The 22484-nt window shown below is 53.7% G+C and carries 23 protein-coding genes; 10 read left to right on the top strand and 13 right to left on the bottom strand.

The annotated features are described in order from the left end of the window. Positions 1-29: 29 nt before the first annotated feature. The 3 genes from aldA to AAF463_RS09720 all read right to left on the bottom strand — a co-directional run bounded on the left by aldA (position 30) and on the right by AAF463_RS09720 (position 2104). Entirely contained in the window at positions 30-1466 is a 1437-nt protein-coding gene (aldA, locus tag AAF463_RS09730) for an aldehyde dehydrogenase (protein WP_217546558.1), read from the bottom strand. A gap of 201 nt (positions 1467-1667) precedes the next feature. Then, positions 1668-1766: a YoaK family small membrane protein gene (locus tag AAF463_RS09725; protein ID WP_137385834.1), complete on the bottom strand. Its 99-nt coding sequence runs from the start codon at positions 1764-1766 to the stop codon at positions 1668-1670. Positions 1767-1780: 14 nt separating this feature from the next. Further along, entirely contained in the window at positions 1781-2104 is a 324-nt protein-coding gene (locus tag AAF463_RS09720) for a hypothetical protein (RefSeq protein ID WP_101764337.1), read from the bottom strand. 366 nt (positions 2105-2470) lie between these two features. On the opposite strand from AAF463_RS09720, the gene rhaT reads away from it, so the two are divergent. Continuing rightward, positions 2471-3505, top strand: coding sequence for an L-rhamnose/proton symporter RhaT (gene rhaT / locus AAF463_RS09715; protein WP_101764338.1), 1035 nt, complete (start codon positions 2471-2473; stop codon positions 3503-3505). Between the two features lie 27 nt (positions 3506-3532). Here rhaT and rhaR read toward each other — a convergent pair whose 3' ends face one another. Both rhaR and rhaS read right to left on the bottom strand, forming a co-directional pair. Continuing rightward, a complete protein-coding gene (gene rhaR, locus AAF463_RS09710; protein ID WP_350261965.1) occupies positions 3533-4399 on the bottom strand; it encodes an HTH-type transcriptional activator RhaR in 867 nt (288 codons plus the stop codon). 15 nt (positions 4400-4414) lie between these two features. Beyond that, complete coding sequence (rhaS, locus tag AAF463_RS09705) at positions 4415-5236, bottom strand: HTH-type transcriptional activator RhaS (protein ID WP_101764340.1); 822 nt, start codon at positions 5234-5236, stop codon at positions 4415-4417. A gap of 290 nt (positions 5237-5526) precedes the next feature. Between rhaS and rhaB the strand changes: the two genes are divergently transcribed. Genes rhaB through rhaM form a run of 4 tightly spaced genes read left to right on the top strand, consistent with a single transcriptional unit; the run spans position 5527 to position 9405 of the window. Continuing rightward, positions 5527-6999 carry a rhamnulokinase gene (gene rhaB / locus AAF463_RS09700; RefSeq protein ID WP_350261964.1) on the top strand — a complete coding sequence of 491 codons (1473 nt, stop codon included), beginning with the start codon at positions 5527-5529 and terminating at the stop codon, positions 6997-6999. Then, a complete protein-coding gene (locus tag AAF463_RS09695) occupies positions 6992-8248 on the top strand; it encodes an L-rhamnose isomerase (RefSeq protein WP_350261963.1) in 1257 nt (418 codons plus the stop codon). The genes rhaB and AAF463_RS09695 overlap by 8 nt, the downstream gene beginning before the upstream one ends. Positions 8249-8258: 10 nt before the next feature. Further along, positions 8259-9101 (top strand): rhamnulose-1-phosphate aldolase, encoded by an 843-nt coding sequence (rhaD, locus tag AAF463_RS09690; protein WP_110866196.1) that lies wholly within the window; start codon positions 8259-8261, stop codon positions 9099-9101. Beyond that, complete coding sequence (gene rhaM / locus AAF463_RS09685; protein WP_008108878.1) at positions 9091-9405, top strand: L-rhamnose mutarotase; 315 nt, start codon at positions 9091-9093, stop codon at positions 9403-9405. The genes rhaD and rhaM overlap by 11 nt, the downstream gene beginning before the upstream one ends. 67 nt (positions 9406-9472) lie before the next feature. Here rhaM and AAF463_RS09680 read toward each other — a convergent pair whose 3' ends face one another. After that, on the bottom strand, positions 9473-10126 hold the full coding sequence (locus AAF463_RS09680) for a TetR/AcrR family transcriptional regulator (RefSeq protein WP_192411802.1): 654 nt from the start codon (positions 10124-10126) through the stop codon (positions 9473-9475). A 294-nt stretch (positions 10127-10420) separates the two neighbouring features. On the opposite strand from AAF463_RS09680, the gene AAF463_RS09675 reads away from it, so the two are divergent. Continuing rightward, entirely contained in the window at positions 10421-10678 is a 258-nt protein-coding gene (locus AAF463_RS09675; protein WP_101764345.1) for a YdgH/BhsA/McbA-like domain containing protein, read from the top strand. An 82-nt stretch (positions 10679-10760) separates the two neighbouring features. On the opposite strand, the gene AAF463_RS09670 is transcribed toward AAF463_RS09675, so the two are convergent. The 3 genes from AAF463_RS09670 to AAF463_RS09660 all read right to left on the bottom strand — a co-directional run bounded on the left by AAF463_RS09670 (position 10761) and on the right by AAF463_RS09660 (position 13993). Further along, positions 10761-11945 (bottom strand): sugar transporter, encoded by a 1185-nt coding sequence (locus tag AAF463_RS09670; RefSeq protein ID WP_101764346.1) that lies wholly within the window; start codon positions 11943-11945, stop codon positions 10761-10763. Between the two features lie 365 nt (positions 11946-12310). Continuing rightward, positions 12311-12568, bottom strand: coding sequence for a hypothetical protein (locus AAF463_RS09665; protein ID WP_101764347.1), 258 nt, complete (start codon positions 12566-12568; stop codon positions 12311-12313). A 168-nt stretch (positions 12569-12736) separates the two neighbouring features. Next, complete coding sequence (locus AAF463_RS09660; RefSeq protein ID WP_222233406.1) at positions 12737-13993, bottom strand: MFS transporter; 1257 nt, start codon at positions 13991-13993, stop codon at positions 12737-12739. Between the two features lie 94 nt (positions 13994-14087). Here AAF463_RS09660 and AAF463_RS09655 point away from each other — a divergent pair, with 94 nt between their 5' ends. From AAF463_RS09655 to AAF463_RS09640, 4 genes are all read left to right on the top strand, one after another. Further along, positions 14088-14984, top strand: coding sequence for a LysR family transcriptional regulator (locus AAF463_RS09655; protein ID WP_222233407.1), 897 nt, complete (start codon positions 14088-14090; stop codon positions 14982-14984). Between the two features lie 134 nt (positions 14985-15118). After that, on the top strand, positions 15119-16336 hold the full coding sequence (locus AAF463_RS09650) for an ROK family protein (RefSeq protein WP_137385823.1): 1218 nt from the start codon (positions 15119-15121) through the stop codon (positions 16334-16336). Between the two features lie 102 nt (positions 16337-16438). After that, on the top strand, positions 16439-17143 hold the full coding sequence (bioD, locus tag AAF463_RS09645; protein WP_350261962.1) for a dethiobiotin synthase: 705 nt from the start codon (positions 16439-16441) through the stop codon (positions 17141-17143). A 178-nt stretch (positions 17144-17321) separates the two neighbouring features. Next, positions 17322-18695, top strand: a complete 1374-nt coding sequence (locus AAF463_RS09640) for a nucleobase:cation symporter-2 family protein (protein WP_350261961.1) — start codon at positions 17322-17324, stop codon at positions 18693-18695. A gap of 140 nt (positions 18696-18835) precedes the next feature. Here AAF463_RS09640 and osmV read toward each other — a convergent pair whose 3' ends face one another. From osmV to AAF463_RS09620, 4 genes are read right to left on the bottom strand one after another with little or no spacing between them, the layout of a single operon-like run. After that, the gene (gene osmV, locus AAF463_RS09635; protein ID WP_101764353.1) at positions 18836-19972 is read right to left on the bottom strand and encodes an osmoprotectant ABC transporter ATP-binding protein OsmV; all 1137 of its coding nucleotides are present in this window, start codon (positions 19970-19972) and stop codon (positions 18836-18838) included. After that, a complete protein-coding gene (osmW, locus tag AAF463_RS09630) occupies positions 19972-20619 on the bottom strand; it encodes an osmoprotectant ABC transporter permease OsmW (protein WP_210080689.1) in 648 nt (215 codons plus the stop codon). Before osmW ends, osmV begins: the two co-directional genes overlap by 1 nt. Positions 20620-20628: 9 nt before the next feature. Continuing rightward, positions 20629-21555, bottom strand: a complete 927-nt coding sequence (locus AAF463_RS09625; RefSeq protein WP_008108905.1) for a glycine betaine ABC transporter substrate-binding protein — start codon at positions 21553-21555, stop codon at positions 20629-20631. Between the two features lie 16 nt (positions 21556-21571). After that, positions 21572-22288, bottom strand: a complete 717-nt coding sequence (locus tag AAF463_RS09620; RefSeq protein WP_222182139.1) for an ABC transporter permease — start codon at positions 22286-22288, stop codon at positions 21572-21574. Positions 22289-22484 lie beyond the last annotated feature (196 nt).

The raw sequence follows: 22484 nt of genomic DNA, 5'->3' as shown, positions 1-22484 counted from the left end.
TGACAAGCATTACGCCATGAATGTCGATCCTACGAGAACTGCAAATATGCCACGTGCGTCTGCAAAAACTCTTCCAAACCGTGACGGCCATCAGCACCGCCAATGCCCGATTTACGCCAGCCCGCATGGAAACCTTGCATCGCCTCGAAGTTCTCGCGGTTGATATAGGTTTCACCAAACTTCAACTTACGCAGGGCAACCATCGCGGTGTTGAGGTTCTGAGTGTAAATCGATGAGGTCAGACCATATTCACAGTCATTCGCCAGCGCTATGGCTTCATCAAGGGTTTTAAAGGTCATCACTGGCAGCACTGGACCAAAAATCTCCTGCTGCATGATCTCCATATCCTGACGCACGCCCGTGATAATGGTTGGTTCAAAATAGAAGCCTTTGCTGCCTGCACGCTTCCCGCCTAGCACTACTTTGCCGCCATCCGCGACCGCGTTCGCCACTTTCTGCTCAACGCGTTCCAGCGCGGCCGCAGTGATTAGCGGCCCCATATCGATATCGTTTTGCTCGGCCGGATTACCAAACTTCACCTGCTGCATGGCGGTAGTCAGCGCGCTGATAAAGCGGTCGTAGATGCCTTCCTGCACGTAAACGCGCTCAGCACAGTTACACACCTGTCCGGTGTTGATCACGCGGGAGCTAACAATCGCTTTGACCGCCAGATCGAGATCGGCATCATCCATGACGATGGCTGGCGCTTTTCCGCCCAGTTCAAGCGAGACTTTGGTAACGTTTTTCGCTGCGGCTTCCATGGTGGCTATACCGGCGTTGACGCTGCCGGTCAGACTGACTAAGCCGACTTTCGGGTTGCCTGCCAGCTCCTGACCAATCTCCGGGCCATAGCCGTAAACAAAGTTGATCACGCCTTTCGGCAGACCAATTTCATGGATGATGTGCGCAAAAATCGCCGCATTGTTAGGCGTCAGCTCACTTGGCTTGATAACAATGGTATTGCCGGTTACCAGCGCGGGCGCGGCTTTACGTGCAATCAGGAAGAAGGGGAAGTTCCACGGCAGAATGCCGGTGGTGACGCCAATCGCTTTCCTGAACACAAAGATGTTTTCGTTGGGACGATCGCTATTAACGATCTCGCCATCATAACGGCGTGCCCATTCGGCCATGTACTCAAGATAATCAGCTGTAAACAGTACTTCAGTTTGCGCCAGACCCTGGGTTTTTCCGCCTTCGGCGACGATAGTGGCGGTCAATTCTGGTTCACGCTGACGAATAGCAGCGGCAATTTTGCGCAGCCAGTTGCCGCGTTCAACGGCGGGGAGCGCTTCCCAATCCGGCTGCGCCACTTCAGCAGCGTCGATGGCCTGCGCGGCGTCGTGTTTACTGCCTTCCGGCACGCGCGAAAGTAATGCCTCAGTTGCTGGGTTAATCACTTCTATCCACTTATCGTTCTGATCGGCAACAAACGCGCCATTAATATAATGTTGATGGTGTGTTGTCATGTGCAGGTTCTCCGCGATCGGTTTCGTTAAAGATTTGTGAATTGCAGAGTGAAACAGATCAGGGTGTAGCACCTTTTTGCTATTGCCAATGCGACTTGAGGGATGGCAAAGAAGGGAAGAACAGCACGACAGACGCAGCATTCCTGGCGAAATGCCGCGCTTTCAGCGGCTTAGTGGTGATTTAAGGTATGTTAAAAAATGTCAGGAACCTGGCATCGCCGCGCCGCTGACAATAAACCACGCCAAAAAACTGACGCCAGCAATGATGATGGCAATAGGGAAAAGCAGTCCGATTTTCATAGTCATCCCGAGAGTTAAGCGATCTGCACGATCGCGCGATGGGTTTTCATCATACTGAACAGCTGGAATTGCGTGGCGTCGTCGACCTGACGCAGATGCTCACCTTTCTGATAATGAATCGCATGAACGTGACCCAGCTGTCGCCACACCACAATCACCGAAGCCAGCAGGGCGCAATTCTCCTCGCTCTGCACGCAATCCAGCGTGGCGTAATGTGCTTCATCTAATCCATTAATAAAGACGTTCAGCGCCTGCGCCGGCACGATGGCCCGGATGTCATCCAGCATCACGCGGCTCACCGATTGTGACAGCAACAGCCGCAATCTTTTGGTATTCATCTCAATCCTTCGTCCTGATGATTTTCCCAACGTTATACGGATTAAACGCCTGCGGGGAAAGTCTGGTACGCGGCTTTGTGTGACTGCCATGTTAACTGTTGCAGTGGCAGTGAATCAAAAACTGTGCTGATCGGCACAGCATAATAGAAAAATATGTTGAAGAATAAGCCACTTATAAAAATCACCCCGTGACCTGCCTGCAAATGCGATTTTGTGATCCTTATGTTGACGACCCACCGAATTTTGCCAGCAACCTCCGCTTTCCGGCAGCCATCCAAAGGCTGACGAAAAGCTGCCCACCGTAGACTGCCGGTAATCGGGAAACCGCCGGTTTCCTGTTGGCCTCAACCTTACGAAGGAATAACAATGAACAGTGCCATCATTGCAGGTATTTTCTGGCATCTGGTGGGTGCCGCCAGTGCCGCCTGTTTTTATGCTCCATTTAAGCAGGTGAAAAAGTGGTCCTGGGAAACGATGTGGTCGGTAGGCGGCGTTATGTCGTGGCTGATTCTTCCCTGGGCAGTCAGTGCGGTATTACTGCCGAACTTCTGGGCGTATTACGGCAGCTTTAGTTTCTCTCAACTGATGCCAGTATTTCTGTTTGGTGCCATGTGGGGCATCGGTAACATCAACTATGGTTTGACCATGCGCTACCTCGGGATGTCGATGGGCATTGGTATTGCCATCGGTATCACGTTAGTGGTGGGAACCTTGATGACGCCGCTGCTGCAGGGCCGCTTTGTCGAGCTATTCAGCTCACCAGGCGGACGTATGACACTGCTCGGCGTGTTAGTTGCGCTGATCGGCGTAGGGATTGTATCGCGTGCCGGTCTGTTAAAAGAGCGGGCGCTGGGCATCAATGCCGAAGAGTTCAACCTGAAAAAAGGGCTGATTTTGGCCGTAATGTGCGGCATCTTTTCGGCCGGCATGTCGTTTGCGATGGATGCCGCCAAGCCGATGCATGAAGCTGCAGCCAATCTGGGTATCAATCCACTCTATGTTGCGTTGCCAAGCTATGTGGTGATCATGGGCGGTGGTGCGTTAATCAATCTGGCTTACTGCTTCATCCGTCTGGCGGTAAAAACCGATATTTCAGTACGCCGTGATTTCTCAGTCGCCAAACCAATGCTGCTGGCCAATATCGCGTTTGCCGTGCTGGGCGGCACCATGTGGTATCTGCAGTTCTTCTTCTATGCCTGGGGACACGCCAAAATTCCGGCACAGTATGACTTCATCAGCTGGATGCTGCATATGAGCCTCTACGTGCTGTGCGGTGGTTTGGTTGGTCTGGTACTAAAAGAGTGGAAATCGGCGGGTCAACGTCCGGTTCGCGTTCTCTCGCTGGGTTGTGTGGTGATTATCATTGCTGCCAACATCGTTGGATTAGGCATGGCAGCCTGATGTAAAGCCTGACGCCGCTACGGCACGTCAGGCCTTCACTTTCTCTGCTGAGAATTCACGCTGCGGCAGGAAACGCTGCCGCCACGCGCTCGGCGTTAAACCGGTTTCCCGCGTAAACACCACCGAAAAGTAGTTACTGTCATCGAAGCCGCAACGCGCGGCCACTTCACTGATTAAGCAATCCTGCGTCCGCAGCAGATATTTCGCCTGACACAGCTGTAGTTGCCGCAGATAGTGTCCCACGGTCATACCGGTTTGCTGGCGAAACAGTTGTTTCAACGCACGCTCGCTCAACTGATTCTGCTGGCAGAACACTGCCAAATCGAATGGACGGCTGATGGCACCTTGCAGCGCCGACATCAGCAGATCTAATTGTTCTCCTTCAGGTAATGCCCAGGGCCGATCGGCAGCATAACCGTGACGGCGCAGAATCAATGCTAATTGCAAAAACAGCGCCTCAGAGAGTTGAATCGATAGCGAATCACTTTTGCGGCTTTCGCGTTCCAGCTGGCTAATCACACCGCGCGCTAACGCCATCCCGCGGGTGGTCAAACGCCAGCAGCCCGGCGAATCTTCTTCTTGCGGCGGCAACAACTGACTCCAGTCAAGGCTAAGACGAAAGCGATCGCGGCAGTAAAGAATGTTATCCAGCGCCAGATCGTTGACGCTGTCATAGCTGTGGCAGTCGTTATCGTGAATGTAAAAAACGTCGCCGCAGGTTACCAACCATGGACGATCGTTCAACACATGCAGGCCGTTACCGCGCCAGACGATAACGATTTCACTGAATTCATGACGGTGCGGAGGAAAGGAGGGCTGCGGCATGCGCTCGGCCACCGTAATCGGCAGATTGGAGGCCGGAAAATAGTCTTCCCGCGTTAAGATCAGCGACATGAGGAAACGCTCCAGTTATAGCATCTGCTGGCGCTCCGCTCTGGGCGCACAGCCAAATTCCCGCCGGAACAGCGTGGAGAAGTGATTGCTGTCACCAAATCCACACTGGTAGGCGATGTCTGTTATGCGCATATCGCTATGACGCAGTAAATGCCGCGCCTGTAACAGGCGAAGCCGATTAAGGTAACGCTGCGGTGTATTACCGGTTTGCTGCTTCATCTGGCGGTGCAGAGTGCGCAGCGACAATGAAAAACGATCGGCTAATGCATCCCACACAATCTCTTCACTGTAGTGCTCATTGAGCCAGTCGAGCAACCGATGTAAGCGTGCTTCCTGATCCTGTAATTGATCGTTGTGAGCCGCTTCGCGCAACAACACCAGCAGTTGCAGAAAAAGTTGCTCCTGGCGTGCGTGACGTTCCAGTGACCACACATCTTGCTGCTTCATCTGTGTAACGATTTGCAGCGCCTGCGCCATCACCTTGTGATTAATGCGCCAGTGCGACGCGTAGTGATCCTCTTCTTCGCGCGGCAGGAGCGCCTGCAAACCCGAGAGAAAACGAAATGACGCCGGACTGCGATACAGCACGTTGGTCAGGCACAAATTTTCCGTTTGCTCATAAAGATGACGATCGTGATCGCGCACAAAGCATACGCATCCTGCGGATAAAGCTTGTGGCTGACCGTTAAACACATGAATGCCAGAACCGTGTTCCACCAACACGATTTCATGGAAATCATGATGGTGCTCCGGAAATGCCTGCTGCGGCACACGCGGCTCGATGGCGATGGCGTAATTCCCTTCAGGGAAGAAATCTGCGATATGTAGAACGGTCATGATTCGCCTCTTAATTAACTCAACCGTTGCCGAGTCTACGCAGGCGCCCCGCACCTTACCTTGAATTTTCATCTTAGTGACGCAGGAAAATGGCTAATTTTTCAAGATCTCACCGGCGATTGACAGAAATGCGGCAAGGCTCACATCTCGCCACTTGTGTGGTTCTGTGAGCTTTCTCACGAACTTCTTTGTCAGCCTGCCAGTGACTATTACGCACTGGCAGTAAGGGGAAGGTGGCAAAAAGCGGAGATTTCTAATCTGTAGTCATCTCATTACAGGAAGAACACGCCATGAGTATGCGTAACATTGTTGCCATTGATTTAGGCGCATCCAGCGGGCGCGTGATGCTCGCACAATGGAGTTCAGCGAATCAGCAGATCAGCCTGCGCGAAGTGCGTCGCTTCACCAATCAGCGTGTGCGCCGTGCAGATTATGATTGTTGGGATTTGGAGCGACTGGAGCAAGAGATTCGTTTAGGGCTGGCCCAGCTTGATGATGAAGGCATTGTGCCGGACAGCATTGGCATCGATACCTGGGGCGTTGATTTGGTGTTGCTGGATGCCAACGGTGAACGCGTCGGCGAGGCGGTAAGTTATCGCGATAAGCGTACAGAAGGGCACATGGCTCAGGCCATTAACGATCTCGGCAAAGGAGCAATCTATCAGCGCACCGGCATTCAATTCTTGCCGTTCAACACCCTTTATCAACTGCACGCACTGCATCAGCAGCAGCCAGATTGGCAGGAAAAAGTGCAGTATGCGCTGATGATTCCTGACTATCTGCACTATCGCCTTACCGGCCAGATGAACTGGGAATACACCAACGCCACCACCACACAACTGCTTAATATTCACAGCGGCGAATGGGACAGCGATTTGCTTGCGTGGGCTGGCGTGCCAGCTAAGTGGTTCGGCAAACCAACATCGCCAAGTAACACTGTCGGTTACTGGACCAGCGCCAGCGGCAACCACATTCCGGTGATCGCGGTTGCGACTCACGATACGGCGAGCGCGGTTTTGGCCACCCCGTTAATGCAGGATGATGCCGCTTATCTCAGCTCGGGAACCTGGTCACTGATGGGGATTGAGAGCTTGCAGCCTTGTGTCAGCACGGCGGCGCTCAATGCCAACGTAACCAATGAAGGTGGAGCAGAAGGCTACCGCGTTCTGAAAAACATTATGGGTTTGTGGCTGCTGCAACGTGTCTGCACTGAGCTGCAAATTACCGATCTCTGTTCGCTGATCAAAGAAGCCGCAAAAGAGCCCGCCTGTCGTGCGCTGGTTAACCCCAATCACAGCCGTTTTATCAATCCAGACAGCATGGTTCAGGAGATTCAAAACGCCTGCGCCGAACAGAACATGCCCGTACCGCAGACGCCGGCTGCGCTGGCTCGCACCATCTTCGACAGTCTGGCCTTGCTCTATCGCCAGGTGATTGGCGAACTTGGCACATTGCGCGCGGCACCGCTGCGTCAACTGCATGTGGTGGGCGGCGGCAGTCAGAACCCGCTGTTAAATCAATTGTGTGCCGATGCCTGCCAGCTGCCGGTATTGGCGGGGCCGATTGAAGCCTCGACGCTCGGCAACGTCGGCTGCCAGCTCATTGCTTTGGGCGAACTGCGTGACGTCAGCGATTTACGCCGCTGCATTAGCCAAAACTTCCCGTTAGAAAAATTTGAACCGTTGAACAACAGCGCCTTCGCTGCCCATCAGGCACGCTTTGCCGCGCTCAGCCAACCTGCTAAGGAACTTGCATATGACTAAGCTGATTGAACAGGCCTTCGAACTGGCCAAACAACGTTACGCCGCCATAGGTGTAGATGTGGAAAAGGTAATGGCGCAGCTGGATGGCATTCCGGTCTCGATGCACTGCTGGCAAGGTGATGACGTGCGCGGCTTCGAAAATCCGAACGGTGAACTGACCGGCGGTATTCAGGCTACCGGCAACTATCCGGGACGCGCCCGTAATGCTGATGAGCTGCGCTCTGATGTTGAAAAAGCGATGTCACTCATTCCGGGTGCTAAACGCCTCAACCTGCATGCGATTTATCTGGAGAGCGATAAGCCGGTCGATCGTGATGCGATTGAACCGAAACACTTCAGCAACTGGGTGGAATGGGCCAAAACGCACAAGTTGGGCCTCGATTTTAATCCAAGCTGTTTCTCCCATCCGCTGAGCGCCGATGGCTTTACGTTGTCACACGCCGACAAAGGGATTCGTCAGTTCTGGATTGAACACTGCAAGGCCAGCCGTCGTATCTCTGCACACTTTGGTGAGCATCTGGGTACCGCATCCGTCATGAATATCTGGGTGCCGGACGGAATGAAAGATCTCACCGTCGATCGTTTAGGACCGCGTCAACGCCTGGCGAGTGCGCTTGATGAAGTGATCAGTGAAAAACTCAATCCTGCGCACCACATTGATGCGGTAGAGAGCAAACTGTTTGGCATTGGCGCAGAGAGCTACACCGTGGGTTCCAATGAGTTCTGCCTGGGGTATGCCAGCAGCCGCCAGACCGCGTTGACTCTGGACGCCGGCCACTTCCATCCAACCGAAGTGATTTCCGACAAAATTTCCACGGCCATGCTCTATGTGCCGCGCCTGCTGCTGCACGTAAGCCGTCCGGTGCGCTGGGACAGCGATCACGTGGTGATTCTCGACGATGAAACCCAGGCCATCGCTACCGAGATCGCGCGCCACAAATTGTTCGACAAGGTGCACATCGGTCTCGACTTCTTCGATGCGTCGATCAACCGCATCGCGGCGTGGGTAATTGGGACACGCAATGCCAAAAAAGCGCTGCTGCGTGCTCTGCTGGAACCTACCGACCAGTTACGCAAGCTGGAGAGCGAAGGGGATTACACCGGCCGCCTGGCGATGCTGGAAGAACAAAAATCGTTGCCGTGGCAAGCGGTGTGGGAAGCCTGGTGTCTGCGCCACGATGTCCCTGCTGATGCCAGCTGGCTGAGCGAAGTCCGTCATTATGAACAACAAACACTGCGTCAACGTTAAGGGACACACCATGCAAAATATTCTCTCTTCCGCTTTTGTTCAGGGAATGGTTAAAGCGACCAGCGACATGTGGTTGAAGGGCTGGGATGAGCGTAATGGCGGCAACGTCAGCTTACGTTTACTGCCGGAAGAAGTTAAAGATTTCGCCGGTGATTTCTATGCCGAGCCGCGCTGTATTGAGCTAACCAAACCTGCTCCAGCACTGGCCAATGATTGGTTCCTGGTCACCGGGTCGGGTAAGTTTTTCCGTAACGTTCAGCTCGACCCGGCCGACTGTCTGGCGCTGCTTCAGGTGGATGACAAAGGCTTGTCATACAAAATCCATTGGGGTTTGAGTAACGGCGGCCTGCCAACATCAGAGTTGGCAGCTCACTTCCAGTCGCACAGCGTGCGCAAGCAGGTCTCAAACGGCGTTGATCGCGTCATCATGCATTGCCACGCCACCAACTTTATGGCGCTGAGCTATGTGGTCGATCTGGATTCCGCACGCTTCACACGCCTGTTGTGGGAAGGCAGCACCGAATGTCTGGTGGTGTTCCCGGATGGCGTAGGTATTCTGCCGTGGATGGTGCCCGGTACCGATGGAATTGGTCAGGCAACGGCAGACGCAATGGCAAATCACAGCATTGTGATGTGGCCGTTCCACGGCATCTTTGGCGCGGGTCCAAACCTCGACGAGACTTTCGGCCTGATCGATACGGCGGAGAAATCCTCCGAAGTGGTGGTAAAAGCGCTGTCAATGGGCGGTATTCGTCAAAGCATCACTACTGAGCAGCTGATCGCGCTGGGTGAACGCTTCAACGTTAAGCCGTGGCAAGCCGCGCTGCAGGCGGAGCGCAGCGATGTTGCGTAAAGCCTTTGTGATGCAGGTGCATGCACACTGCCACGATGAGTATCTGCGCCGTCATACGCCAATTTGGCCGGAGCTGGCTGAGACGCTAAAAGCGCATGGCGCGCACAATTACGCTATCTGGCTGGATGCTGAACGCAATCTGCTGTTTGCCAGCGTGGAAATTGAGTCTGAAGCGCGCTGGGAAGCAGTGGCAAAAACGGAAGTGTGTCAGCGCTGGTGGGCATCGATGAAGGATTTAATGCCATCGAATCCGGATAATAGTCCGGTGAGTGCAGCGTTGAAACCGATGTTTTTCCTGCCTTAACGCTCGCTCACCTCAGTATTTGTACGGAGGCAATAATTTTAGGCCGACACGGAAGTCGGCCTGAATTTTATTTGGTGCTCAATTCACAATATCCCGCCAGAGCGGGCCAGATTGCCATCTGCGTATCCACGATCTGGTCAAGGTCCTCACGATTAGCGCCTTCACGCGCACGCACCGACATTCCCTGCAGTAAACACGCCAGGTAGCGGGCTAACCTTGCACTATTGGCACATTGCGGTAACTCGCCGCGCTGCTGCCGGGTATCAAGAAATGCTTTTAACGCTGATTCCTGCGCGTGATGCTGTTGAGCCAGCATTTGCGCCACTTCTTCTGAGCCGGAAGAGAGCGCGCTCGAGGTACAAATAAAGAAACAGCCAGCAGGCTTATCACATGCGGTGAAGCATGCGGCGGTTGCGCGAAAATAGGCTTCAATGGCCGTTTTCACGTCTAAAGCATCATCATTTAGCACGGCGTTGCGTTGTGCGCTGAACGTTTCAATGTATCGCTGCATCGCCGCACGGAATAACCCTTCTTTATTTTCAAACTCAGCATAAAGGGTTGGGGCCTTAGCGCCGGTAGCGTTAACCAAATCGGATAGCGAAGTGCCTTCATAGCCATGCGCCCAGAACAACATCAATGCCTTGTCCAGGGCATCGTTGCGATCAAACACTTTCGGACGGCCGCGCGTTTTCCTGTTCACCACATCGATAACTTCTGTCATTGGGCACCTCAAAGCGTAGAAACACCCCATTAAATTACCGATCATTAAATAAATATGCAAGCGCAGCCCGGAATGAGTCTATCGTCTTTGCCCGTTTGTGCTTTTTGCTTGCGAAAGCACCCAAATGGATAAGTCAAAAAGGGCTGGGAAGCCCATAATCACGCCACTTCCGATTAAAATAATGATCGTTAATAAAATGATTGACGCGCGGGTCCATTCGGCAGTAGCATTTAATTAACGGTTGTTAACTTAATCGCGACCGACCCCAATTCACCCGTTTAAGAGAGCAAAATTATGAAAAGCATCAAACTGACTTTGGCCGCTGTAGCATTGTCTTCAATCGCGTTTGGTAGCATGGCTGCAGACTTAGTAAACGAAGCGCCGTTGAACCAACAACAGATTGGTGTGGTTAGCGCATCAGGTAGCACTAACCTGACATCGCTGGAGAATCAGCTAGCGGAAAAGGCCAGTGCTGCCGGAGCAAAGTCATTCCGCATCACTTCGACCTCTGGCAACAACAAGCTAAATGGCACAGCAGTAATTTATAACTAAGAGAATTGAGCGGAGGGCAATTAAGCATTCCGCAGGAAGTGAATAAAAGGCTTCAGAAGATAACCTTCTGAAGCCTTTTTTCTTATCCGTTAGAACGCAGCTGAGGATAGCGGCGGAAGATAGCGATACACCAGAACAGTGCGGCGAGGCCAATAATGCCGCCGACGTTACCGACATCCGACATTTGCATATGCAAACTGACCTGATTACCCAGCAGCGCACCCGCGCCGATACCGATGTTGTAGATACCCGAGAACAGCGACATCGCGACGTCGGTGGCATCCGGTGCCAGCGCCAAAACGCGCACCTGCATCGCCAGACCAATCATCATCATTGCCATGCCCCAAACGATGCACAACACGGTGATTGCAGCGGGACGTACTGCGGCAAACACCAGCAAGCCCATGCTTAGTGTGATCATCGCAATTGCAGCGATCAGCATCGCAGAAGGGAATCTATTGCCCAGCGTACTAAACAGCACGCTGCCGAGAATACCCGCTGATCCAAACAGCAGTAACAGCAGCGTGGTGAAATTATCATCGGCATTAGCCACCACCTGCATAAACGGTTCGATGTAGCTGTAAGCGGTGTAATGCGCCGTCACCACCACGGTAACCAGAACGTACATTGCCACCAGCGCCGGACGGCGGAATAGCATCGGAACGCTGCTCAGTGAACCCGTGTGCTCGCTCGGTAGACGCGGCAGTATGCGCATCAGCAAAATCAGCAACACCAAAGCAGACAAGCCGATCATGCCGAAAGTAGTGCGCCAGCCAAGATATTGACCGACGATACGCCCAATCGGCACGCCCAGCACCATCGCCAGCGCGGTACCGGTTGCCAGCATACTCAACGCCTGAGTTTTCTTGCCTGCAGGCGCCACGCGAATGGCCAGCGAAGCGGTAATTGACCAGAACACGGCGTGCGCTAAGGCAATACCGATGCGCGAGATAACCAGTGAGGTGAAATCCCATGCCAAAGACGAGAGCACATGGCTGGCAACAAACACAATGAACAACACCGCCAACAGCAGGCGACGCTCAATATTGCGCGTTAACAGCATCAACGGCAGTGACAATAGCGCGACAACCCACGCGTAGATGGTCAGCATAATGCCAACATCGGCAGTCTTCATGTCATAGCTGGCGGCGATATCCGACAGCAGACCGACAGGCACGAATTCTGTGGTGTTAAAGACAAAAGCAGCAATAGCCAGCAGTACAACGCGTAGCCAGGCCGTTTTACGGGAAACAGTAGTAGATTGCATGGAGTTCAAATCAGTCAGACGGCAAATGAAAGGGCAAAAAGCACCCCAGAAAGTGACCGGAGTCACAAATTGCCGCTATTGTGGAGCATTAATGAGCGGAGGGAAACCGTTTGTCGGGCTTTTATTACTGAATATTTTTTATCAAGAGTGGCGTAATTAATAGCCTGAGGTTTTTACGCTTTCTGTCATCAATACGAGAGCGAGCAAGATTAACAACGGGGGAGAAAGAGGCAACTGGACCTGACGCCACCTTGAGCGCCTTAAGGTCCAGTTATTATTACACTTAAATTTATAGTTATTATGAAACGCCGCAGTGCTGCTTAACAAAAGAGTTAGGTCTGCTGACCACTCTCACATCATGATTATCAGAGTCGCACCATGTGTTTTAGTGCCACACTATTTTGAGTTGTCATGTTTTTTTTTAACCCCACCGGACAGCAGTGCTCGCAGCCCAGCGCGCTGGCATAAAATTTACGCGCTTGCTGAATGGCGGCATTTGGCGTGTAGAAAGTCCCAAGGAAACGGCGTGCCTCATCGGCGGGTAGGTACGGGCATCCCGTTGCGTGTACTACATGGTTGTCGTTATAGCCGGCATGCTTATCGACGTAATAATAGAGTCCCATCTATCGTCCTCATTGCTGTGAAATAATAAAAGTCTAACTATTGTTGGAATGGAATGAATTATAGCGACGAATGGCCGTTTTGTTTTATCTGGGACTGTGAGATCACCGGATGGCGTGGACTTGATGAGAGAACGGGGCGCATTAGCCCCGTTTAACAGATGAAAGGTATTACAGTTTCCGGCACTGCAATCGCCAGCCGACCAGCAAAGCCATTAATAATAGCAAGCTAATGAATGCCGTAACGCCCATCCAGCCATAGCTGTGCCAGAACACGCCGCCCAATGTACCCGCCACGCTGGATCCAACGTAATAGCTAAACAGATAGAGTGACGATGCCTGGCCTTTAGCCCGACGCGCACGCGGGCCAATCCAGCCGCTGGCAACAGAGTGCGCCGCAAAGAATCCGGCGGTGAACAACATCATGCCGGGTAAAATCAGCCACAGTGAGTTAAACGCCGTCAGCAGCAATCCCGTCAGCATAATCGCAGTTGCGCCAATCATCACCGGACCGCGTCCAAAGCGGCTGGTCACCGCGCCGGCTTTCGGTGAACTCCAGGAGCCGGTCAGATAGACCACCGACAGCAATCCCACCACCGCCTGGCTCAGCGACCAGGGCGCACTCAGCAGGCGATAGCCGATGTAGTTGAACAGCGTGACGAACGCGCCCATCAGCAGGAAGCCCTCAGCGAACAGCAGCGGTAATCCTTTATCGCGCCAGTGCAAACGGAAGTTGATCAGCAAACTACGCGGACGCAGCGAAGCTGGACGGAAATGACGCGACGCAGGCAGGATTTTCCAAAACATCAGCGCGCCCGCCAACGCGAAACAGCCAATCACGCCCACCGCAACGCGCCACGAGAAGAAATCGGTCAATACGCCCGTCAACAGACGTCCGCTCATACCGCCAATTGAGTTACCACTGATGTACAGCCCCATGGAAAAGGCGATAACGCGTGGATGAATCTCTTCACTCAGATAGGTCATGCCAACCGCCGCTACCCCGCTCAGCGATAAGCCAATCAGCGCGCGCATCAGCAAAATCCCCTGCCAGCTGCTCATGGTGGCGGAAATCAAGGTACAGATAGCGGCGAGCAACAGCGCGGTAACCATCACCGATTTACGCCCAATCGCATCCGACAGCGGCCCGGTAAACAGCAATCCCAATGCCATTAAGCCGGTCGATAGCGAGAGAGAAATACTGCTTTGCGCTGGAGAAACACCAAACTGTTGCGATAACACCGGCAAAATGGGCTGCACGCAATACAGCAGGGCGAAAGTGGCAAGACCGGCAGAGAACAGCGCCAGCGTAACGCGCATAAACTGCGGCGATCCGCGTTCAATCCATTCTGAAGGGGTTGCAGCTGGAGCAGGCTTTACGGACAACTCGTCTTCATCGAGTATCACCGCCTGAGAAGAGCGACTCACGGAACATCCTCGTTTGAACAATCATGGCGTTACTGTAGGAAAGGGCGAATAGGTTGTACAATATATTAATAATCTCAAATGAGACGTTTAAAATATGAATGTTGAGTTGCGTCATTTACGCTATTTCATTGCCGTCGCGGAGGAGTTGCATTTTGGCCGCGCCGCGCAGCGCCTGAATATTTCGCAACCGCCGCTAAGCCAGCAGATTCAGCAGCTGGAGCAGGAAATTGGCGCGCAGCTGTTTACCCGCACCAATCGCAGCGTACAGATCACGCCCGCCGGCGCGCTGTTTTTGCAGGATGCGCGTGCCATTTTGTTACAGGTCGAACAGGCCGCCCGCCGCGCCGCACGCGTGCATAGCGGGCAGGAGGGCGAGTTGCGCATCGGCTTTACCTCCTCAGCGCCGTTTACCGGTCTGGTTTCTGACGCGCTGTACCAATTCCGCCAGCGTTGGCCAGAAGTACACATTCAGATGCAGGAGAACAACACGCGGCAGCAGCTTGCGCCACTTCATGATGCTCGACTCGATCTTGGTGTGATGCGCAATACGCCGCTGCCCAGCGATCTGCAGCACCGCGTGTTACTGCGTGAGCCGCTATGCGCGGTAGTGCATTGGGCGCATCCGCTGGCCGATGCAGAGTCGATTTCCATTCAGGCATTAGCCAACGAGCCGTTCGTATTTTTCGATCCGCAAGGCGGCACTGCGTTGTACGGTGAAATCCTGGCGCTGCTGCATCGCTATCAAATCAAACCTTTTATTACGCAGGAAGTGGGCGAGGCGATGACCATCCTTGGTCTGGTGGCGACCGGACTCGGCGTGTCGATTCTGCCGGCGTCATTCAGCCGTGCACGTCTGGCTGATGTGGTGTGGATCCCGTTGCAGGAGAGCGACGCGATTTCTGAAGTTTGGCTGGTCTGGTCAGCGACGCGAGAACCTACGGCGCAAATGACCAATATGATGTCGCTGATGCTGCAAAATGCAGAGAATTGAGTCCGCAGTTGAATGAGGGCCCAAACTTTATGTGCGATAAATCACATTTCTAATCAAATATTTGACGCTGCTGGTCAATCTGCATCACCATAGCTGCTGTTTATTTAGAAGCGCGAAAATAATGGGAGCTGGGCGTGAATCTGTACAGTCAACCTGGTCATATTGATCAGATAAAACAGACCAACGCAGGTGTGGTTTACCGACTGATTGACCTTTACGGCCCGATTTCGCGTATTGAGCTTTCTAAACGTGCCCAGTTAGCACCCGCCAGCATTACCAAAATCGTGCGTGAAATGCTCGATGCCCATCTGGTTCAGGAAACTGAATTTCAGGAGCCGGGCAGTCGCGGTCGTCCCGCGATTGGTTTGATCCTCGATACGCTCGCCTGGCACTATCTCGCCGTGCGCATTCAGCCCGGATTTATTACGCTGACGCTGCGCGATCTCAGCAGCCGCGCGCTGCAGGAAGATCGCCTGCCGCTGCACGCCAGCGCCGACAAACCACTGCTGCAAACCTTGCACGAGACAGTGAATGACTTCTTTATTCGCCACCAAAGCAAGCTGGAGCGTTTGACCGCCATCGCCATTACCTTGCCAGGATTGATCAACGCCGCTTCTGGCGTGGTCCATCGTATGCCGGGTTATGACGTGCAGGATATGCCGCTGGGAGAAACGCTGGCGCAGCGCACCGGTCTGCCGGTGTTCGTGCAGCATGATATTTCCGCCTGGACGTTAGCCGAAGCGCTGTTTGGCGCATCCAGTGGCGCGCAACATGTGATTCAGATTGTGATTGATGAAACCGTCGGCGCGGGCGTGATCAGCGGCGGACAACTGCTGCACAAAAATGGTCGTACGCTGGTGGAAATTGGTCATACGCAAATCGATCCTTACGGCCAGCAGTGTTATTGCGGCAATAATGGCTGTCTGGAAACCGTCGCCAGCATCGGAAGCCTGCTTACTCTCACCGCCCAGCGTTTGCCGTCGCAGCCGGACAGTGTATTGCATCAGACGCCGTTGACGATTGAGAGCTTATGCGCAGCCGCGCAGCAGGGCGATCGCCTGGCGCGTGATGTGATTGCGGGCGTCGGACACCATATTGGCCGTATGCTGGCGATGATGGTAAACATCTTTAATCCTCAACAAATCCTTATCGGTTCGCCGCTGAATCAGGCCGCCGATGTGCTGTTCCCTGCGGTGAGCAGTACCATTCGACAACAAGCCTTGCCCGCATATAGCAGTGAAATCCAGCTCACACCAACGGCTTTCAGCGATCCCGGCACCTTTGGCGGCGCCGCACTGATAAAAGACGCGCTCTATAGCGGCCATTTATTGGTAAAACTGTTGCAGGGATAATTACAGCTCACCTTAAGTTTGTCCTAACGCAATCTGCCCGTGAAAACATTTCCTTAAACTGCCTCCTTCGCACGTTACACATCGCTTTAATGAAGGAGGAGAATGGTGAAAACGCTTTTTGTCACCGGTACCGACACCGCGGTGGGTAAAACCGTGGTATCACGCGCGTTATTGCAATGCTTTGCCAAGGCGAATCTGTGCGCCGCAGGCTTCAAACCTGTCGCCAAAAGCGCGCAACTCACAACTGAAGGCTTACGTAATAAAGATGCCCTGTTATTACAGCAGGCTTCAGGTCTCGCTCTCGATTATTCCGCCGTCAACCCTATCGCCTTACAAGAGGATGAAATCAGCACCAGCGCGTCGCAGCGTATAGATTATCCGTTGCTCAGTCGCAGTCTAAACGATTTGCAGCAGCGCGCCGCGCGCGTGGTGGTGGAAGGCACCGGCGGCTGGCGCAGTTTAATGAACGACTTACAGCCTTTGTCCCACTGGGTGCGGCAGGAACATTTACCCGTTGTGTTGGTAGTCGGCATTAAAGAAGGTTGCATCAGCCACGCTTTACTGACCGCCGAGGCGATTGCGCAGGATGGATTGCGACTCGTGGGTTGGGTAGCCAACCGTATTAATCCCGGCCTGGCGCATTACGCTGAAATTATTGATGTTTTGAGAGAAAAGCTAGGCGCACCTTTACTAGGCGAGTTGCCTTATCTGCCGCGCGCAGAACAGCGGGAACTGAGTGGTTATCTGGATATTTCACTGCTCGATGAAAATATTACGCACGACAACAGTGCAAAGCCTGCGGCTTGATGAAACAAAAAGCCGCAAATGATCAATGGCTGAATCTAAGATTTCAGATTCAGCCCTCCTCTTTACTGAATTAATTGCCATAATATTCAATATCTTACTTGCAAATTTTAATAAACCCCTTGTTCTGGCGTGATTCATGCATCAGCAGCTCTGATGAATATCTTGCCGGAGCACCTGTATGTCGCAATCAGATGAGAAAGGTTTGTTGTATGGGCTGAATGACCGCATCGGTCCATTGCCTGCATTTTGTGCCGCACTGCAACATGTGCTGGCCAGCGTAGTGGGCATCATTACGCCGCCGCTGATTATTGGTTCCGTGTTGGGATTACAGGCATGGATCCCTTATCTGATCAGCATGTCGCTGCTCGTTTCCGGTCTCGGTACTTTCCTGCAGGCGCGCCGCTTTATGGGCATTGGCGCAGGCATGATCTGCCTGCAGGGCACCAGCTTTGCCTTTCTCGGGGTGATTCTGTCGGGCGGATTGATGGTCAAAGCGCGCGGCGGATCGCCAGAAGAGATCATGGCGATGATCTTTGGCTGCAACTTAGTAGCGGCGATGATTCCGATGTTGATCAGCCGCTGCATCGCGCCATTACGCAAAGTGTTGACGCCGGTGGTTACCGGCACCGTTATTACCTTAATTGGTATCAGCCTGATCAAAGTCAGCATCACCGATTGGGCTGGCGGCCATAACGCCAACGATTTTGGCGCGCCCGGCAATCTGGCGCTCGGTGCCTTGACGCTGCTGGTGATTATCGTACTTAACCGTTCGCAAAATCGCTGGACGCGGCTGGTTGCGGTGGTGGCCGGCATTGCTGCGGGCTGTATCGCCGCAGCGTTAACCGGCCATCTCACCCTTAAGCCAATGGATGATACGCCGTGGCTGGTAATGCCGGCGCTGTTCCGTTTTGGTTTTGCCTTTGACTGGACCATCTTTATTCCCATCGCGCTGGTATCGGTGATAGCCGTGATTGAAGCGGTGGGCGACCTCACGGCGAACTGCATGTTGTCGCAGCAGCCGATTGAAGGCGAAGCGTTTGAGCGCCGCATGCAGGGCGGTATTTTCGCTGATGGCATCAGCTGTTTGCTTGCCGCCCTGTTCTCTGCCTTTCCCAACACCACTTTTGCGCAAAATAATGGCGTCATCCAAATGACCGGCGTTGCCAGCCGTTATGTTGGCATGGTGATCGGCGTAATGCTGGTGCTGCTCGGTATGTTCCCGGCGATTGGCTATATGCTGCAGCAGATTCCACCGCCGGTACTGGGTGGCGCGACCATCGTGATGTTTGGGAGCGTGGTGGCGGCCGGCATCCGCGTGATGACGCAAACGCCACTTGGCCGTCGCGAGATGCTGATTGTTGCCGTGTCGTTTGGTATCGGTTTGGGCGTCGAAGCGGTACCTGAGGTGCTGAAACAGTTCCCGACGCTGATTAGCAACCTGTTTGGTCACGCAGTGACTACCGGCGGGATACTGGCGATTATTCTGAATGTCGTGCTGCCTTCTGAGCGCAGCGATGCAATGGCGGCAAAAACGGCTGAAGAGTCGCACTAACGTGCAGGGTGCATACGCAAGAAGAGGCGGCAGATCGTAAAGACGCCATAAACCATCCCTGGGGCTTGGCCCGCGCCATCCATGGCGCGGGACACTTTACTCCTCTGCCGCCTCTTCCTGCGTTTCAGGCATTGTGCGGTTTATGGATTCAACCGACGGCGCGTACGTCCAGAACTGAGATAATCGGCAATGTAATCCTGCGATATCTCGCCGCTATAACGACCTTCCTCATCGACGATCGGCATCCACACCGTGTTGTGCTCATACAGCTTCGACAGCACCACGCGTAGGTTTTCTTCCGCTTTGCCGGTCACTTTAAAGGTATGCAGCATCTCTTCGCAGCGGCCAGTGGCGCCGCGCGCTTCACGCCGCTTCACAAATCCCAGTGGCTTGCCATCTTCATCAACTACCGTCACCGAACGCATATCGTTATCGTCCATGGTGGCGAAGGCCTCCTGCAGTGGCGTATTACGCTGCACGGTGATGGTGGGCTGCTGATCGGTGACATCGCCGGCCTGCACCAGCAACAAACGTTTCAGCGTACGGTCCTGACCGACAAAGGAGCCAACAAAGTCGTTCGCCGGTTTGGCTAACAGCTCATCCGGGCTGGCGCACTGCACAATTTTCCCCTGACCAAACACCGCAATGCGGTCGCCGAGCTTCAGCGCTTCATCAATATCATGGCTAACCAGCATCACGGTCTTCTTTAACTGGCGCTGCATCTCAAGGAATTCGTTCTGAATCACTTCACGGTTGATTGGGTCGACCGCACCGAAAGGTTCATCCATCAGCAATACCGGTGGATCCGCAGCCAGCGCGCGAATCACGCCAATACGCTGCTGTTGACCGCCGGACATTTCGCGCGGATAGCGATGCAGGAACTTGGTCGGATCGAGCGCCACCATGCTCATCAATTCCGTGGCGCGTTCACGGCAGCGCTTCTTATCCCAACCCAACATGCGTGGCACCACGGTAATGTTCTCCTCGATGGTCATGTTTGGGAACAGACCAATCTGCTGGATGACATAGCCAATATTGCGGCGCAGGGTGACGGTATCTTGTCCGCTGGTGTCTTCACCGTTGATCAAAATCCTGCCGCTTGATGAAGGAATCAAACGGTTAATCATTTTCAGGGTGGTTGTTTTGCCACAACCCGATGGCCCGAGCAGCACGCACATCTCCCCGGCAGGCACTTCAAGGCTGACGTTGTCCACGGCATTGAGTGATGTGCCGTTCTTTTGCGTAAAGGTTTTCGTCAGGTTTTCCAGTTTTATCATTATCGAATCCCCTTAGGAGTCAGCGCCGACTGCAAACGGTGCAGCAGCCAATCAAGCACAATCGCGAGCAAACAAATCATTAAGGCACCGGCAATCAACATGCGCACATCGCTGCCGCTGATCCCGTCGAGCAGTTGCAGGCCCAAACCGCCCGCACCAATTACGGCGGCAATCGCCATCACGCCGACGTTCATCACCACCGCTGTACGAATACCGCCAAAAATCACTGGCAGCGCCATCGGAATTTCAACCCAGCGCAGACGCTGCCAGAAGGTCATGCCAATCCCGCGACCGGCTTCACGCAGTCCGGGAGACAAATTCTCCAGCGCGGTGTGGGTGTTACGCACAATCGGCAGCAGCGAGTAGAGGAACACGGCGGTGATAGCGGGAAGGGCGCCAATGCCCTGACCGATCATAGAAAACAATGGAATCATCAAACCAAACAACGCGATGGTGGGAATGGTTAACACAATGGTGGCGATGCCGAGCACCGGCGTGGCCAGCCACTTAAAGCGCACAATCAAAATGCCCAGCGGTACGCCAACGATAATGGCGAAACCGACTGCCACCAGCACCAGCCATGTGTGTTGCCAGGTGAGCGTTATCAAGGTGTGCCAGTTATTCATGATGTAATGCAAGGTATCCACAGCGCCTCCTTACAGCATGTTCTTGGATTGAAGGAAATCACGCGCCACCTGTTGCGGCGACTGATGATCAATATCGACACGCTTATTCATCTCGGTGATCGCTTCGTCATTAATCAACGCGGAAAGCTGATTAAGCGCCGTATCCAAACCCGGATGGCTCTCGAGCACATCCTGACGCACTACGGGCGTGACGTTGTAACTTGGGAAGAAGTGCTTATCATCTTCTAACACTTTGAGTTCGAACCCTTTCACGCGGCCATCGGTGGTGTAGATCAAACCGGCATCAACAAAGCCATCGCGAATCGCGTTGTAAACCAAGCCGGGATCCATCTGGCGAATCTGCGGACGATCGAGCGGCATGTTGTAGGCTTTCTGCAGTGGCTTAAGACCATCGGAGCGGCCCGAGAATTCCAGGTCCAAACCCAGTTTCCAGTTATGATCCGGATCGTTCTTGCGTACCTCTTCCAGCTTCGCCACCAGTTGCGACATGGTGTTGATGCCTTCTTTCTCCGCACGATCGCGTTGCATGGCAAACGCATAGGTATTGTTCATCGGTGCAGGATTGAGCCACACCAGCCCTAACTTCGCATCCAGCTGTTTTACCGTTTTGTACGCGTCTTCGGTCGACATCGGCTTATTGATGTGGTTAAAGATGATCAGCGAAGTACCGGTGTATTCCCATGTCATATCAATCTGTTTATTAATCATCGCGTTACGACCAATGGTGGTGGCGATGTTAGTCTTGGGAATCACCTGAAAACCTTTCTTCTGCAGCCAAATCACCGTCATCGCGGAGAGGATGTGCTGCTCCGTAAAGCTCTTAGTTGCCATGGTAATCGGTGTTGCAGCCGCGGCGCTTTGGCTGATTGCCAGCGTCGCGGTGAGTGCCAGCGCAGTACGTTTAACCCAGCGCGCCAGCTTATTGGCAGTGGCCATCACAAAACTCCTCGTGTTAAGCCGCAGAGTGCGGGCTGAGATAACGTCCCAATGCCGCGAGCAGCATGTCGAGCACCAGCGCAACCAGTGCGGTGGCCACAGCGCCGAGGATCAGCGTAGGGAAGTCGTTGAGGTAGATGCCGGGGAAAATCAGCTCACCAAAACTGCTGGCACCGATCAGGAACGCCAATGGCGCGGTACCGACGTTAATCGCCGTGGCGATGCGCACGCCTGCCAGAATCACCGGCAGCGCATTGGGAATTTCCACCTGACGCAAACGCTGAAACTTCGTCATACCTATACCGTTGGCGGCTTCAATCAGCGACGGCGGTACCGCGCTTAAACCGGCAAAAGTATTACGCACAATCGGCAGCAGCGAGGCGAGGAACAGAGCAATCAGCGCGGGACGATCGCCGATACCGACAATCACCATCGCGAGCGCCAATACCGCCAGCGGTGGCAGCGTGTTACCCACGTTGAAAATTTGCATCACGTATTCTGCCCAGCGACGGGCAAATGGACGGCTAAGCAGGATGCCGCTGGGAATGCCTACCAGCAGCGCAAAGAACATTGACCAAAACACCAAAAACAGATGCTGCTGCCCGAGATAAACCAAATCTTCCCGCCGGTCGCGCAGCGTGTTCAGCCCCAGCCCCCAAACCAGCAGGGCAAGCACCGCAACAATCGCGAGCAGAGCCAGCCCAGCGCGGCGGGCGAGCGATGCATTTTGCATAGCCAGTGTCTCCCTGATTCAAGAAATCGTTCGATAGGTAATGTCATTCCCAGGATGGCGGCGCAGTGTTAAAACGCACACATACGAAAATCCTTCACCCCGTTAAATTGCAGTTAAAATGACTGTTATCAGATGCTTTTTCAGTGAATATCTGGAAAGCACCGCTTAGACCTATAGCAATGCTTGTCGATAAGCG

Origin of the sequence: Pantoea sp. BJ2 (assembly GCF_040255075.1) — a bacterium.
Taxonomy (GTDB): Bacteria; Pseudomonadota; Gammaproteobacteria; order Enterobacterales; family Enterobacteriaceae; genus Pantoea; species Pantoea leporis.
This window is presented reverse-complemented; position numbering and strand designations above follow the sequence as displayed.

Coding starts and splice junctions, on each gene's coding strand:
- aldA (WP_217546558.1), bottom strand. CDS start 1,466: ATGACAACACACCATCAACATTATATTAATGGCGCGTTTGTTGCCGAT.
- rhaT (WP_101764338.1), top strand. CDS start 2,471: ATGAACAGTGCCATCATTGCAGGTATTTTCTGGCATCTGGTGGGTGCC.
- rhaD (WP_110866196.1), top strand. CDS start 8,259: ATGCAAAATATTCTCTCTTCCGCTTTTGTTCAGGGAATGGTTAAAGCG.
- rhaM (WP_008108878.1), top strand. CDS start 9,091: ATGTTGCGTAAAGCCTTTGTGATGCAGGTGCATGCACACTGCCACGAT.
- osmV (WP_101764353.1), bottom strand. CDS start 19,972: ATGATAAAACTGGAAAACCTGACGAAAACCTTTACGCAAAAGAACGGC.
- AAF463_RS09620 (WP_222182139.1), bottom strand. CDS start 22,288: ATGCAAAATGCATCGCTCGCCCGCCGCGCTGGGCTGGCTCTGCTCGCG.
- AAF463_RS09680 (WP_192411802.1), bottom strand. CDS start 10,126: ATGACAGAAGTTATCGATGTGGTGAACAGGAAAACGCGCGGCCGTCCG.
- rhaR (WP_350261965.1), bottom strand. CDS start 4,399: ATGTCGCTGATCTTAACGCGGGAAGACTATTTTCCGGCCTCCAATCTG.
- AAF463_RS09665 (WP_101764347.1), bottom strand. CDS start 12,568: ATGGGACTCTATTATTACGTCGATAAGCATGCCGGCTATAACGACAAC.
- AAF463_RS09625 (WP_008108905.1), bottom strand. CDS start 21,555: ATGGCCACTGCCAATAAGCTGGCGCGCTGGGTTAAACGTACTGCGCTG.
- AAF463_RS09695 (WP_350261963.1), top strand. CDS start 6,992: ATGACTAAGCTGATTGAACAGGCCTTCGAACTGGCCAAACAACGTTAC.
- AAF463_RS09655 (WP_222233407.1), top strand. CDS start 14,088: ATGAATGTTGAGTTGCGTCATTTACGCTATTTCATTGCCGTCGCGGAG.
- AAF463_RS09720 (WP_101764337.1), bottom strand. CDS start 2,104: ATGAATACCAAAAGATTGCGGCTGTTGCTGTCACAATCGGTGAGCCGC.
- AAF463_RS09670 (WP_101764346.1), bottom strand. CDS start 11,945: ATGCAATCTACTACTGTTTCCCGTAAAACGGCCTGGCTACGCGTTGTA.
- rhaB (WP_350261964.1), top strand. CDS start 5,527: ATGAGTATGCGTAACATTGTTGCCATTGATTTAGGCGCATCCAGCGGG.
- AAF463_RS09675 (WP_101764345.1), top strand. CDS start 10,421: ATGAAAAGCATCAAACTGACTTTGGCCGCTGTAGCATTGTCTTCAATC.
- rhaS (WP_101764340.1), bottom strand. CDS start 5,236: ATGACCGTTCTACATATCGCAGATTTCTTCCCTGAAGGGAATTACGCC.
- AAF463_RS09725 (WP_137385834.1), bottom strand. CDS start 1,766: ATGAAAATCGGACTGCTTTTCCCTATTGCCATCATCATTGCTGGCGTC.
- AAF463_RS09640 (WP_350261961.1), top strand. CDS start 17,322: ATGTCGCAATCAGATGAGAAAGGTTTGTTGTATGGGCTGAATGACCGC.
- bioD (WP_350261962.1), top strand. CDS start 16,439: ATGGTGAAAACGCTTTTTGTCACCGGTACCGACACCGCGGTGGGTAAA.